The organism is Rhodanobacter sp. FW106-HT46G03 (assembly GCF_058789895.1).
The window spans coordinates 711434-723552 of sequence record NZ_JBYTCC010000001.1 but is presented as its reverse complement, the minus strand read 5'-3'; the positions used below and the strand labels follow the sequence as shown (position 1 = coordinate 723552).

At 67.2% G+C, this 12119-nt stretch carries 10 protein-coding genes; 6 read left to right on the top strand and 4 right to left on the bottom strand.

Going from position 1 to position 12119, the window contains the following annotated elements:
• Positions 1–90 precede the first annotated feature (90 nt).
• The 3 genes from AC3WP6_RS03015 to tviB all read right to left on the bottom strand — a co-directional run bounded on the left by AC3WP6_RS03015 (position 91) and on the right by tviB (position 3972).
• Positions 91–1476, bottom strand: coding sequence for a TIGR03013 family XrtA/PEP-CTERM system glycosyltransferase (locus tag AC3WP6_RS03015; protein ID WP_492626316.1), 1386 nt, complete (start codon positions 1474–1476; stop codon positions 91–93).
• Between the two features lie 163 nt (positions 1477–1639).
• Positions 1640–2695: an SDR family oxidoreductase gene (locus AC3WP6_RS03010; RefSeq protein WP_492626315.1), complete on the bottom strand. Its 1056-nt coding sequence runs from the start codon at positions 2693–2695 to the stop codon at positions 1640–1642.
• The gene (tviB, locus tag AC3WP6_RS03005) at positions 2695–3972 is read right to left on the bottom strand and encodes a Vi polysaccharide biosynthesis UDP-N-acetylglucosamine C-6 dehydrogenase TviB (protein ID WP_492626314.1); all 1278 of its coding nucleotides are present in this window, start codon (positions 3970–3972) and stop codon (positions 2695–2697) included. The genes AC3WP6_RS03010 and tviB overlap by 1 nt, the downstream gene beginning before the upstream one ends.
• Positions 3973–4561: 589 nt before the next feature.
• Between tviB and gdhA the strand changes: the two genes are divergently transcribed.
• Positions 4562–5908 carry an NADP-specific glutamate dehydrogenase gene (gdhA, locus tag AC3WP6_RS03000; RefSeq protein WP_492626313.1) on the top strand — a complete coding sequence of 449 codons (1347 nt, stop codon included), beginning with the start codon at positions 4562–4564 and terminating at the stop codon, positions 5906–5908.
• 168 nt (positions 5909–6076) lie between these two features.
• On the opposite strand, the gene AC3WP6_RS02995 is transcribed toward gdhA, so the two are convergent.
• Entirely contained in the window at positions 6077–6250 is a 174-nt protein-coding gene (locus AC3WP6_RS02995) for a hypothetical protein (protein ID WP_492626312.1), read from the bottom strand.
• A 109-nt stretch (positions 6251–6359) separates the two neighbouring features.
• Here AC3WP6_RS02995 and AC3WP6_RS02990 point away from each other — a divergent pair, with 109 nt between their 5' ends.
• From AC3WP6_RS02990 to leuB, 5 genes are read left to right on the top strand one after another with little or no spacing between them, the layout of a single operon-like run.
• Positions 6360–7946 carry a 2-isopropylmalate synthase gene (locus AC3WP6_RS02990; protein WP_492626311.1) on the top strand — a complete coding sequence of 529 codons (1587 nt, stop codon included), beginning with the start codon at positions 6360–6362 and terminating at the stop codon, positions 7944–7946.
• A 16-nt stretch (positions 7947–7962) separates the two neighbouring features.
• The gene (locus AC3WP6_RS02985; protein ID WP_492626310.1) at positions 7963–8901 is read left to right on the top strand and encodes a branched-chain amino acid transaminase; all 939 of its coding nucleotides are present in this window, start codon (positions 7963–7965) and stop codon (positions 8899–8901) included.
• Positions 8901–10310 carry a 3-isopropylmalate dehydratase large subunit gene (gene leuC, locus AC3WP6_RS02980; protein ID WP_492626309.1) on the top strand — a complete coding sequence of 470 codons (1410 nt, stop codon included), beginning with the start codon at positions 8901–8903 and terminating at the stop codon, positions 10308–10310. The genes AC3WP6_RS02985 and leuC overlap by 1 nt, the downstream gene beginning before the upstream one ends.
• A complete protein-coding gene (leuD, locus tag AC3WP6_RS02975) occupies positions 10307–10888 on the top strand; it encodes a 3-isopropylmalate dehydratase small subunit (protein WP_492626308.1) in 582 nt (193 codons plus the stop codon). The genes leuC and leuD overlap by 4 nt, the downstream gene beginning before the upstream one ends.
• Entirely contained in the window at positions 10885–11985 is a 1101-nt protein-coding gene (leuB, locus tag AC3WP6_RS02970; RefSeq protein ID WP_492626307.1) for a 3-isopropylmalate dehydrogenase, read from the top strand. Before leuD ends, leuB begins: the two co-directional genes overlap by 4 nt.
• Positions 11986–12119: the final 134 nt, after the last annotated feature.

The following is a 12119-nucleotide window of genomic DNA, read 5'->3' as shown; positions in this document are numbered from 1 at the left end:
GGAACGCCGCCAAGGCCATCTGAACGCCTTTCGCACCATGCATGGCAACACCCGGTCGATCGGCGTACGCCACCCGGCACACCGGAGGCCTCACCGAGCGCCGCGTCCAAATACCACCACTTCCAGCGTCTGGATCAGGATCAGCAGGTCAAACACGAGATTGTGGTTCTTGACGTAGTAAAGGTCGTATTTGAGCTTTTCCGCAGCATCTTCTTCGGAGGCGCCGTAGGGGTAGCGCAGCTGGGCCCAGCCGGCGAGGCCGGGCTTCAAGGTGTGGCGCAGGCTGTAGTAGTCGATCTTCTTGGTCAGGTTGGCGACAAACTGCGGACGCTCCGGGCGTGGGCCGATGAAGCTCATTTCGCCCTTGAGCACGTTCCACAATTGCGGCAGTTCGTCCAGGCGAACCTTGCGGATGAAGCGACCCACGCGGGTCACGCGGTTGTCGTGCTTGGCCGCCCAGCGCGCAATGCCATCGCGCTCGGCGTCGGTGCGCATGCTGCGGAACTTGATGAGCTGGAATGTCTTGCCGCGCACGCCGACGCGCTCCTGCCGGTACAGTACGGGTTGCCCCGCACCCGACTCGATGCGGATGGCCAGCGCGGTCAGCAGCATCAACGGCCAGGTCAGCGCCAGCACCAGTACAGCGGCGGCAAGATCGAACCCGCGCTTGGTCAGCTTGCGCATGGGCGTGCTGTCGAAGCCGCCTGAATACACCAGCCACGAGGGGTGGGTAAGCGAAAGCTGCACGCGGCCGGATTCGCGCTCGAAGAACGTGGTGAGGTCAGTGACGGCAATGCCGAGCTGACGGCATTGCAGCAGCTCTTCCATCAGCAGGTTGCCGCGGCGGTCGTCCACGCCAACGATGATCTCGTCGATATGTTGCGCCTCGGCCCACGCATCGAGCGGCGAGTCCAGACTCAGCAGGCGGTCTGCCGGCACCTCGACCGGCTCGCCGTCGCGCGCGACAAAACCGACCACGACGAAACCGCGCCGATCCGATTGGCGCCGCAGGCGGCTATGGACTTGCGAAGCGCGCACGCCCGCACCCAGCACGAGGATGCGGCGCTTGAACGCTTCCACTTCCACCAGGCGAATGAACGCCGCACGGAACGCGGTGACGGCCAGGAAACCAAGCACCAGCGCAATGCCCAGCACACCGCGCCCGACAAATGTCTGCGGCACCACATAAAACGCGACGGCCAGGCCCAGCGCACCGAGCAGGAAACCAATGGCCTGCCGCGCGAGCAGGCCAAACCAGGTCGTGCGCATGTGCAGCTGGTACTGCCCCATCGCGGCAAGGCCGAGCATGATCATGCCGGCGAACATCAGCGAGCGTTCGGGCAGGTGTCCCAAGGCGTTGATGCTGCCAAAACGCAGCCAGGTGGCCATGTTCAGCGCGACGCCCAGGCACAACAACTCACCAAGCGCCAGCAGCAACAACCAGCGGGTGGACTGCCGATGCAGAGAACGCCACATGCCGCTTCCCTTCCCTGATGACCGAAGTGGAGCGGAAAGCCTAGCCGCAACGGCAGCGCGTGTCCATAGCACCAGATATCGTTTTCTGCAATACGAGTTACGTGATGTGCGTCACATTCCTAACACATATTTCACGACAACTGATTCGTCGTGGCCCGTGGTCTCACGAACCGGGTTGGCTGGCGATAAAGCCGAGATACCACGGCATGGCAACGTCCAGCCCCTGCAGCAGGGTGTGGGTGGGCGCGTAGCCCAGGCGGGCGTGCGCGCGGCTGATGTCGGCCAGCGAGTGGCGCACGTCGCCGGGGCGGAAGTCGCGGTACACCGCCGGCAGGTCGTAGTGCACGTCGGCGGCGGCGAGGCCATCGACCAGCCCGGCAAAAAGCTCGTTCAGGCTGGTGCGCTGGCCCACCGCCACGTTGTAGACGAGGTTGCGCTGCTCCTCGTCCGCCAGCGCCGCGAGCAGGTTGGCCTGCACCGCGTTGGCGACGAAGCAGAAATCGCGCGTGGTTTCGCCGTCGCCGTTGATGTAGACGTGCTCGCGCTTGATCATCGTCGCCAGCCACTGCGGAATCACCGCCGCATAGGCGCCGTCCGGGTCCTGGCGCGGACCGAACACGTTGAAGTAGCGCAGGCCGATGGCCTTGAAGCCGTAGCAGCGGGTGAACACGTCGGCGTAGATTTCGTCGAGCAGCTTGGTCACCGCATAAGGCGACAGCGCATGGCCGATCTTGTCCTCCACCTTGGGCAGGCTCGGCTCGTCGCCGTAGGTGGAACTGGACGCCGCATAGGTGAAGGTTTGCACCTTGGCGTCGCGCGCGGCCACCAGCATGTTGAGGAACCCGGTGGCATTCGCGGCGTGGGTGGCGAGCGGGTCTTCGATCGAGCGCGGCACCGAGCCGAGCGCTGCCTGATGCAGCACGTAGTGCACGTCGCGGCAGGCTGCCTGGCAGTCTTCCAGCTTGCGGATGTCGTGCTCGAGGAAGGTGAAGCGCGACCAGGCCTCGGGCCCGACCAGGCGTTCCACCTCGTCCAGGTTGCGCTGGTAGCCGGTGGCGAAGTTGTCCAGCCCGACCACGGTCTGTCCGAGTGCGAGCAGCGCCTCGACCAGGTTGGAGCCGATGAAGCCGGCGGCGCCGGTCACCAGCCACTTGTGTCCGGCCTGCGCGCGCACGCGTTCCTGCACGGTTTGCGGCAGCAGGGTGTCGATCGTTGCCATCACAGCCTCCCGTCCACCGCGTCGCGCGGCAGCACGTACTTAACGTCGTACACCACCGACTGCGGCTTGCCGAACGTGCGCACGCCAGCGGCGCCCAGCTCCACGAACTGCTGGTGCGCCACCGCGATGACGACGGCGTCGTAGTCGCCCGCTTTGGGGGCGGCGATCGGCGTAATGCCGTATTCGTGCTTGGCCGCCGCCGCATCCACCCACGGGTCGTACACGTCCACCGCGAGGTTGTAGTCGGTGAGCGTGTGCACGATGTCGACCACCCGCGTGTTGCGCAGGTCCGGGCAGTTCTCCTTGAACGCGAGGCCGAGTATCAGCACCTTCGCATGCACCGGGTTGATGCCCTTGCGCAGCATCAGGCGCACGACCTCGTCGGCCACGTACGGGCCCATGCCGTCGTTGGTGCGGCGACCGGCGAGGATCACGTCGGGGTGATGGCCGACCTCCTGCGCCTTGTGGGTGAGGTAATACGGATCGACGCTGATGCAGTGCCCGCCCACCAGGCCCGGGCGGAACGGCAGGAAGTTCCACTTGGTGCCGGCCGCCTCCAGCACTTCCAGGGTGTCGATGCCGAGTTTGTTGAACAACTTGGCAAGGTCGTTGACCAGCGCGATGTTCAGGTCGCGCTGGGTGTTCTCGATCACCTTGGCGGCCTCGGCCACCTTGATGCTGCTGGCCTTGTGGGTGCCGGCGGTGATGATCGAGGCGTACAGCGCATTGACGAACTCGGCCACTTCCGGCGTGGAGCCGGAGGTGACCTTGCGGATGCCGGTGACGCGGTGCTGCTTGTCGCCGGGGTTGATCCGCTCCGGGCTGTAGCCGGCGAAGAAATCCCGGTTGAAGACCAGGCCGGAACCCTTGGCCAGGATCGGCACGCACACCTCTTCGGTGCAGCCCGGATACACGGTGGATTCGTACACCACGATGTCGCCCTTTTTCAGCACCTTCGCCAGCGTCTCGCTGGCCTTGACCAGCGGCGTCAGATCGGGGCGCTTGGCCGTGTCGATCGGGGTCGGCACGGTGACGATGTAGAAGTTTGCGCCGCGCAGGTCCTCCAGTGCGGAGGAGAACCGCAACCGCGGTGCCGCGCCGAGTTCGGCAGAGGTGACTTCCAGCGTGCGATCCCTGCCCGCGCGCAACTCGCCGACGCGCGCCTCGTTGATGTCGAAGCCGAGCGTGTCGTAGTGCTTGCCGTATTCCACCGCGAGCGGCAGGCCGACGTAGCCCAGGCCAACGATCGCGATCTTGGTGTCTTGCAGATTTCGCATGCGCGCATCCCTGATATCGAACCAACGATGGTCGCCAAGGAGGGCGGCCGACCTGGTGCACAGGCAGGAAAACCCGAGACGCTTGGTTGCGCTCGCCCGGTTTCCTTCACCCGCGTCCCGAGCGCGTCATCGTAGCGGCTGCAGGGTTGTGGCGCCTAGCGCCGCTCGTGTGCCTTAAACCGTGACGCACATCACAGCACTAACATTTATTCCGTCCATGTCACGTGCTCCAACTATCGCCATCATGCGCCAAAACCCGGATCGCCCCATCGCAAGAAACCGCTTGACAGCGTTGCCGGTTGCGCCCTAGGGTCAATTCATGCCGCACCGCATCATGCCATCCGTAGCCGCACCGAAGCGTTTTGACGGCACGCATGCGGCGCCGCGCAAACTTCGCACAAAAAATCGTCACGCCATCCACTTCGACCCTCTCGCGATTCGCGGGGATACGGGCTGAAGGCTGCGCCGGGACGGAACCAACCACCTGAGCCAAGCCATGAGCCCTGCACCCCACCGGATGCGGGGCTTTTTCATGGTCGGCTTGCCGCGACTTGTTTGACCACCACCAGCCAATGGGGAGACACCAACCATGAGCACACCCGGTTCCAGGACCGAATTTCTTGCACGCCTAGAGCGACGCGATCCGCACCAGCCGGAGTTTTTGCAGGCGGTGGGCGAAGTCACCGCGAGCCTGTGGCCGTTTCTTGCCGCGCACCCGGAATACCTGCGCGATGGCCTGCTGGAGCGTCTGGTGGAACCCGAGCGCGCGATCCAGTTTCGCGTGGCCTGGGTGGACGATCGCGGCCAGGTGCAGGTGAACCGCGGCTGGCGGGTGCAGCACAGCTCGGCGATCGGGCCGTTCAAGGGCGGCATGCGCCTGCACCCGTCGGTGACGCTCTCGATCCTCAAGTTTCTCGCCTTCGAGCAAACGCTCAAGAACGCGCTCACCACGCTGCCGATGGGCGGCGGCAAGGGCGGTTCGGACTTCGACCCCAAGGGCAAGAGCGACGGTGAAGTGATGCGATTTTGTCAGGCGCTGATGCTGGAGCTGTACCGCCATCTGGGGCCGGACACCGACGTGCCGGCCGGCGACATCGGCGTGGGTGCACGCGAGGTCGGGTTCATGACCGGCATGATGAAAAAGCTCGCGAACCACGCCGGCAGCGTGTTCACCGGCAAGGGCATCGCCTTTGGCGGCAGCCAGATGCGGCCGGAAGCCACCGGCTATGGCCTGGTGTATTTCGTCGAGGAAATGCAGCAGCACGCCAAACGGCAGACCCACGGCGCACGGGTACTGATCTCCGGCTCCGGCAACGTCGCCCAGTACGCCGCGCTCAAGATTCGTGAACTGGGCGGCTACGTGCTGACGCTGTCCGATTCCGGTGGCACGCTCTACGCGCCGCACGGCTTCGATGCCGAGGCGCTGGACGCGATCTGCGCATTGAAGAACGTGCGCCGCGGCCGGCTGGCCGAGCTGGCCGGTGACCAGCGCTTCGAGTATCTGCCCGGCAAGCGCCCATGGCACATCCCGGCCGAGATCGCGCTGCCCTGTGCCACCCAGAACGAGCTCGACGGCGACGACGCGCGCACGCTGGTGAAAAACGGTGTGCGCTGCGTGGCCGAGGGCGCCAACATGCCCTCCACGCTGGAGGCAGTCGAAGTGTTCGAAGCCAGCGACGCGCTCTACGCGCCGGGCAAGGCCTCGAACGCCGGTGGCGTTGCGGTCTCCGGGCTGGAGATGAGCCAGAACGCGATGCGCCTGGCGTGGAGCCATGCCGAGGTGGACGAACGCCTGCACGCGATCATGCAGGACATCCACGGCAACTGCGTGCGCCACGGCCGGCGCAAGGACGGCACGGTGAACTACGTCGACGGCGCCAACATCGCCGGTTTCGTCAAGGTGGCCGACGCGATGCTGGCGCAAGGGGTGTATTGAGCGCCAGGGCAAACCGCCTGCCGATCCGAAGCCCGAAACGTGAACGACGATCGCCGGGCTTGCCCCGCAAGCCTTGTCTCACCCCGGATTCTGGTTCGGACGTCCAGCCGTCCGAACCAAACACAGCCTCGCTGCCGCGATACTTTCAAAAAAAACTGTTGACAGCCGTCAATTGCTTGCCTTAGGGTCGGTGTCATGTCGCAGCGCAACAGCCACCACAACAGCATCGCCACCGATCGCCTCAAGGGTGTCGGCGGTGGTCTGCGGCTGCACGGCAACCTTCTTATTGGCCTTCTCGTACTCGTCCTCCTCATTACCAACGGGGGTGCGGGCTGAGGGCATGTTTCCGGGTAGCTAGCAACAAGACCTGAAACCACCTGAAGAACCCCGCACCGGAAACGGCGCGGGGTTTTTTCTTGGCAAGAACAGGCAAATCCAAGCGGAGTCAGTAATGGCAAACCAGCAGCACAGCGGGCACGACGACGGCGGCAAGACTGCCGTCGACCACGTACGCATTTTCGACACCACCTTGCGCGACGGCGAACAGACGCCGGGGTTCTCGATGGACCGGCGCGCGAAGCTGCGCATGGCGCAGATGCTCGAAGCGCTTGGCGTGGACGTGCTCGAAGCGGGTTTCCCGCAGGCTTCGCCGGATGATTTTGCTGCGGTCGCACAGATTGCCGAGACCCTGAAGACCACCACCGTATGCGCGCTGGCGCGCTGCCAGCGCGGCGACATCGAGAGCGCCGGGCGCGCGCTGGAAAAAGCGCACCACTCGCGCATCCACGTGTTCATTTCCACCAGCCCGCTGCACCGCGAGTTCAAACTCGGCATGTCGAAGCAGCAGGTGCTGGACGCCAGCATCGCCGCGGTCGAACAGGCGCGCGGGCTGTGCGACGAGGTGGAGTTCTCCGCCGAGGACGCGACGCGCACCGAACCGGAATACCTGGCCGAAGTGTTCAGCGCCGCCGCCGCCGCCGGCGCGACCACGCTGAACGCGCCGGACACCGTGGGCTACCTCACCCCGACGGAAATCGCCGAGCGGTTCACCTGGCTGCGCGCGCACGTGAAAGGTGCCGAAAACGTGGTGTTTTCCGCGCATTGCCACGACGACCTCGGCCTGGCCGTGGCCAACAGCCTGGCCGCCGTCGGCGCCGGCGCTCGCCAGGTGGAGTGCACCATCAACGGCATCGGCGAACGCGCCGGCAACGCGGCGCTGGAAGAGATCGTGATGGCGCTCAAGGTGCGCGGCGCGTGGTTTGGCGCCGACAGCCGCATCCGCACCCCGCAGCTCTACCCCGCTTCGCGCCTGCTGGCGCAGCTCACCGGCCAGCCGGTGCCGCGCAACAAGGCCATCGTCGGCGCCAACGCGTTTGCGCATGAGTCCGGCATCCACCAGCACGGCATGCTGAAGCACCGCGGCACCTACGAGATCATGCGCCCGCAGGACGTCGGCATTGCCGAAACTACGCTGGTATTGGGCAAGCACTCCGGTCGCGCCGCGCTGCGTCAGCGGCTGGAGGTGCTCGGCCACCCGCTGGACGATGCCGCGCTCGACGCCCTGTTCCCGCGCTTCAAGGCGCTGGCCGACCAGCAACGCGAAGTGACCGATGACGATCTGGAAGCCCTCGCGCTGGGCAAGGAGCCGCGCGCGCTCGGTCCGTGGCATCTGGTGCAGCTCGATACCAGCACGCACCTTGGCGGCGCGTCGGCCTCGGTCAAGCTGCGCCACGACGACGGCCGCACCGCCGCCGAGGCGGCCATCGGCGATGGCCCGGTGGACGCCGTGCTGCGCGCGATCGAGCGCGCCACCGGCCAGCCGCTGGACGTGGCCGAATTCCAGGTGCGCGCGATCGGCGCCGGTGGCGACGCCCGCGGCCAGGCGCATCTCGTCGCCCGCCACGACGCACGCGAATGGCGCGGCCACGGCACCTCGACCGACATCGTCGAAGCCACCGCGCACGCCGCGCTGTCCATCGTCAACCACATCGAACGCCATGCGCCGCACGCCGCGGCCGCGGCTGCCGCCAACCTGTAACCACGGAATCCTCCCGATGAACCACACCGCTTTCGTCTGGCACAACGGCCAACTCAAACCGTGGAACGAGGCGACCGTCCACGTCAGCACGCATGCGCTGCATTACGGCTCCTCCGTGTTCGAGGGTGAGCGCGTCTACGCCACGCCGGACGGCCCGGCCTTCTTCCGCCTCGCCGACCACACCCAGCGCCTGTTCGAATCGGCCAAGGTGTACGAGATCGACGTGGGCTACAGCGAGGCCGAGATCAACGCGGCCAGCCACGCTGTCATCGACGCCAACCAGCTGCCCTCGGCTTACGTGCGCCCCATCGTGTTCCGCGGCGCCGGCGGACTGGGCGTGCTGCCGCGCGGCGAAGCGCCGGTGGACGTGGCGATCATGGCGCTGGAGTGGGGCAAGTACCTGGGCGAGGCCGCCGAACGTGGCGCCGACGTGTGCGTCTCGTCGTGGCACCGGCCAGCACCGAACACGTTTCCGAGCTGGGCGAAGGCCGGCGGCAATTACCTGTCGAGCCAGTTGATCGGGCTCGAAGCGCGTCGCGGCGGCTACGACGAAGGCATCGCGCTGGGGCCGAACGGACTGCTCTCCGAGGGCTCGGGCGAGAACCTGTTCCTGGTCAAGCGCGGCAAGCTGATGACCCCGCCGACCAGCGCCGGCATCCTCGCCGGCATCACCCGCGACAGCGTGCTGACGCTGGCCGCCGAGCTGGGCATCGCGGTGGAGGAGCGCGACCTGCCGCGCGAGGCGCTGTATAGCGCCGACGAGGTGTTCATGACCGGCACCGCGGCCGAGATCACCCCGGTGCGCTCGGTCGACCGCAAACAGGTCGGCGGCGGCAAGCCGGGCGAAATCACGCGCGCGCTGCAAAAGGCCTTCTTCGGCTTGTTCGACGGCAGTACCACCGACAAGTGGGGCTGGCTGAGCAGGGTCGAGGAACGCCAGCAGGAGGCCGCGTGATGAGCAAGACGCTGTTCGAAAAGATCTGGGACGCGCACGTGGTGGCGCCGGAAACCGCCGACACCCCAGCCACGCTGTACATCGACCTGCACCTGGTGCACGAGGTGACGTCGCCGCAGGCGTTCGACGAGCTGCGCGCGCGCGGCATCAAGCTGCGCCGGCCGGAACGCACGCTGGCCACGCTCGACCACTCCACGCCCACGCTGCCACCGGATGCCACCGGCGAGCGCCCGTACGGCACGCCGGCCGCGAAGGCGCAGGTCGCGCAACTGGAGAAGAACACCAGCGCGTTCGGCGTCACGCTGCACGGCTGGAACAGCGCCAACCGCGGCATCGTGCACGTGATCGGGCCGGAGCTCGGCGCGACGCAGCCGGGCATGACCATCGTCTGCGGCGACAGCCACACCTCCACGCATGGTGCGTTTGGAGCATTGGCGTTCGGCATCGGCACCACCGAGGTCGGCCACGTGCTGGCCACCCAGTGCCTCCTGCAGCGCAAGCCGAAGACGCTCGCCATCGTGGTCGACGGCAAGCTGCCCGACGGCGTCGCCGCCAAGGACCTGATCCTGCACATCATCGGCGTGATCGGCATCAACGGCGGCACCGGCCACGTCATCGAATACCGCGGCGCGGCGATCGAAGCGCTGACGATGGAAGAGCGCATGACGGTGTGCAACATGTCGATCGAAGCCGGCGCACGCGCCGGGCTGATCGCGCCGGATGCGACCACGTTCGCCTGGCTCAAGGGCCGCCCGCGCGCGCCGCAAGGTGCCGACTGGGATGCCGCTGTCGCGCACTGGAAACAGCTCCACACCGACCCCGGCGCGCACTACGACCGCGAGGTGCACATCGACGCCGCCGACGTGGTGCCCACCGTCACCTGGGGCACGCATCCGGGCACGGCGATTGCCATGAACGCGCCGGTGCCGGCACCGCGCAACGCGGTGGACCAGCGCGCGCAAACCTACATGCACAGCGTGCCCGGCAAGCCGATGCAGGGCACCCCGGTCAACGTGGTGTTTGTCGGCAGTTGCACCAACGCGCGGTTGTCCGACCTGCGCGTCGCCGCCCGCATCCTGCGCGGCCGGCACATCGCCACTGGGATCCGCATGCTGGTGGTGCCCGGCTCCGAACAGGTACGCCACGACGCCGAGGCCGAAGGCCTGCACCAGGTGTTTCTCGCCGCCGGCGCCGAATGGCGCCTGCCCGGCTGCTCGATGTGCATCGCCATGAACGGCGACAGCGCGAAGCCCGGCGAGCTGGTGGTCTCCACCTCCAACCGCAATTTCGAAGGCCGCCAGGGCAAGGGCGTGCGCACCGTACTGGCCAGCCCCGCCACCGCCGCCGCCAGTGCCGTGGCCGGCGTGATCGCCGATCCGCGCGAGTACCTGAAGGAGGCGGCAGCATGAATCCGGTCACCCGCATCACCTCGCGCACCGCCGTGCTGGTCGACGAGAACATCGACACCGACCGCATCATCCCGGCGCGTTTTCTCACCACCACCACGCGCGAAGGGCTGGGCCAGCGCTGCTTCAACGACTGGCGCTACCTCGCCGACGGCAGCGACAACCCCGAGTTTCCGCTCAACCGGCCCGAGGCGAAGGGCTGCGCGATCCTCGTCGCCGGACGCAATTTCGGCTGCGGCTCCTCGCGCGAGCACGCGCCATGGGCACTGCTGGACTACGGCATCAAGGCCGTGCTGTGCAGCGAGATCGCCGACATCTTCCGCAACAACGCACTGAAGAACGGCCTGGTCGCGATCGTGCTCACGGCAGACGAGAACCGCTGGCTGCTGGCGCACCCCGGCATCGAGCTGACGGTGGATGTGGCAGGCCAGTTCATCGCCCTGCCGGACGGCACCCGCATGCACTTCACGCTGGAACCGTTCGCCCGCCACTGCCTGCTCGAAGGCGTCGACCAGCTCGGCTACCTCCTGCAGCGCAGCGACGCCATCACCCGTTACGAACACCAGGAGCACGCCGCATGAAGGCAAACATCGTCACGCTTTCCGGCGACGGCGTCGGCCCGGAAGTCACCAAGGCGGCGGTGGCCGTGCTGAAGGCGGTGGCCGCGCACTACGGCCACGAGTTCACGTTTGCCGAGCACCTGCTCGGCGGCTGCGCGATCGACGCCACCGGCGAGCCCTTGCCGGCCGCCACACTGACCGCGGCGCAGGCCGCCGATGCCGTGCTGCTGGGCGCGGTCGGCGGACCGAAGTGGTCCGACCCCAATGCCCGGGTGCGCCCGGAACAGGGCCTGCTCGCGCTGCGCAAGGCGCTCGGCGTGTACGCCAACCTGCGCCCGCTCAAGGTGCACGCGCCGCTCGCCGCGCTGTCGCCGCTGAAGAATGAAAAGCTCGCCGGCGTGGACGTGCTGTTCGTGCGCGAGCTGACCGGCGGCATGTACTTCGGCGCGCGCAGCCGCAGCGCCGAGGTCGCCACCGACGAGTGCAAATACACCGTGGGCGAAATCGAGCGCGTGGTGCGCCGCGCCTTCGAGCTGGCGCGCGGGCGGCGCAAGCACCTGACCAGCGTGGACAAGGCGAACGTGCTGGACACCTCGCGCCTGTGGCGCAGCACGGTCAATCGCATCGCCGCCGATTATCCCGACGTCAAGGTCGAGCACCAGCTGGTCGATTCGATGGCGATGCTGCTGCTGACCCGCCCGTCCAGCTACGACGTGGTGGTGACCGAAAACCTGTTCGGCGACATCCTCACCGACGAGGCGGCCGCGATCGCCGGCTCGCTCGGCTTGTTGCCCTCGGCTTCGCTGGGCGAAGGCCGGCGCGGGGTGTACGAGCCGATCCACGGCTCGGCGCCCGACATTGCCGGCCAATGCGTGGCCAACCCGACCGGCGCGATCCTCTCTGCCGTCCTGCTGCTGCGCCATTCGCTCGGGCTGGAAACCGAAGCGGCAGCGGTCGAGGCCGCGGTCGAGCGCGTGCTGCGCGACGGCCCGCATACGCGCGACCTCGGCGGCAGCGCGTCGACGGCCAAAGTGTGCGACGCGGTGCTGGCCGCGGTTGCCGGCAGCGCCACCGCCGCCGACATGTATGCCGATCTGGCGAACTCATGCTGCGGCTGAGCGCCCCTGTTCATGGCGAACGCCACGCTGGCTTCGCCGCCTTTGTCCTCCCCTGCGCGTTGCGCGTGGCGGTGGAAGCGACGACTGCCGACGACTCCCCGGCTTTCCTTCGCGCCCCCCGGACCATCGCCACC

Bases quoted from the DNA above. Each gene is read 5' to 3' on its own strand.
- leuD (WP_492626308.1), top strand. From the start codon at position 10,307: ATGAATCCGGTCACCCGCATCACCTCGCGCACCGCCGTGCTGGTCGAC.
- AC3WP6_RS03010 (WP_492626315.1), bottom strand. From the start codon at position 2,695: ATGGCAACGATCGACACCCTGCTGCCGCAAACCGTGCAGGAACGCGTG.
- leuC (WP_492626309.1), top strand. From the start codon at position 8,901: ATGAGCAAGACGCTGTTCGAAAAGATCTGGGACGCGCACGTGGTGGCG.
- leuB (WP_492626307.1), top strand. From the start codon at position 10,885: ATGAAGGCAAACATCGTCACGCTTTCCGGCGACGGCGTCGGCCCGGAA.
- tviB (WP_492626314.1), bottom strand. From the start codon at position 3,972: ATGCGAAATCTGCAAGACACCAAGATCGCGATCGTTGGCCTGGGCTAC.
- AC3WP6_RS02990 (WP_492626311.1), top strand. From the start codon at position 6,360: ATGGCAAACCAGCAGCACAGCGGGCACGACGACGGCGGCAAGACTGCC.
- gdhA (WP_492626313.1), top strand. From the start codon at position 4,562: ATGAGCACACCCGGTTCCAGGACCGAATTTCTTGCACGCCTAGAGCGA.
- AC3WP6_RS02985 (WP_492626310.1), top strand. From the start codon at position 7,963: ATGAACCACACCGCTTTCGTCTGGCACAACGGCCAACTCAAACCGTGG.
- AC3WP6_RS02995 (WP_492626312.1), bottom strand. From the start codon at position 6,250: ATGCCCTCAGCCCGCACCCCCGTTGGTAATGAGGAGGACGAGTACGAG.
- AC3WP6_RS03015 (WP_492626316.1), bottom strand. From the start codon at position 1,476: ATGTGGCGTTCTCTGCATCGGCAGTCCACCCGCTGGTTGTTGCTGCTG.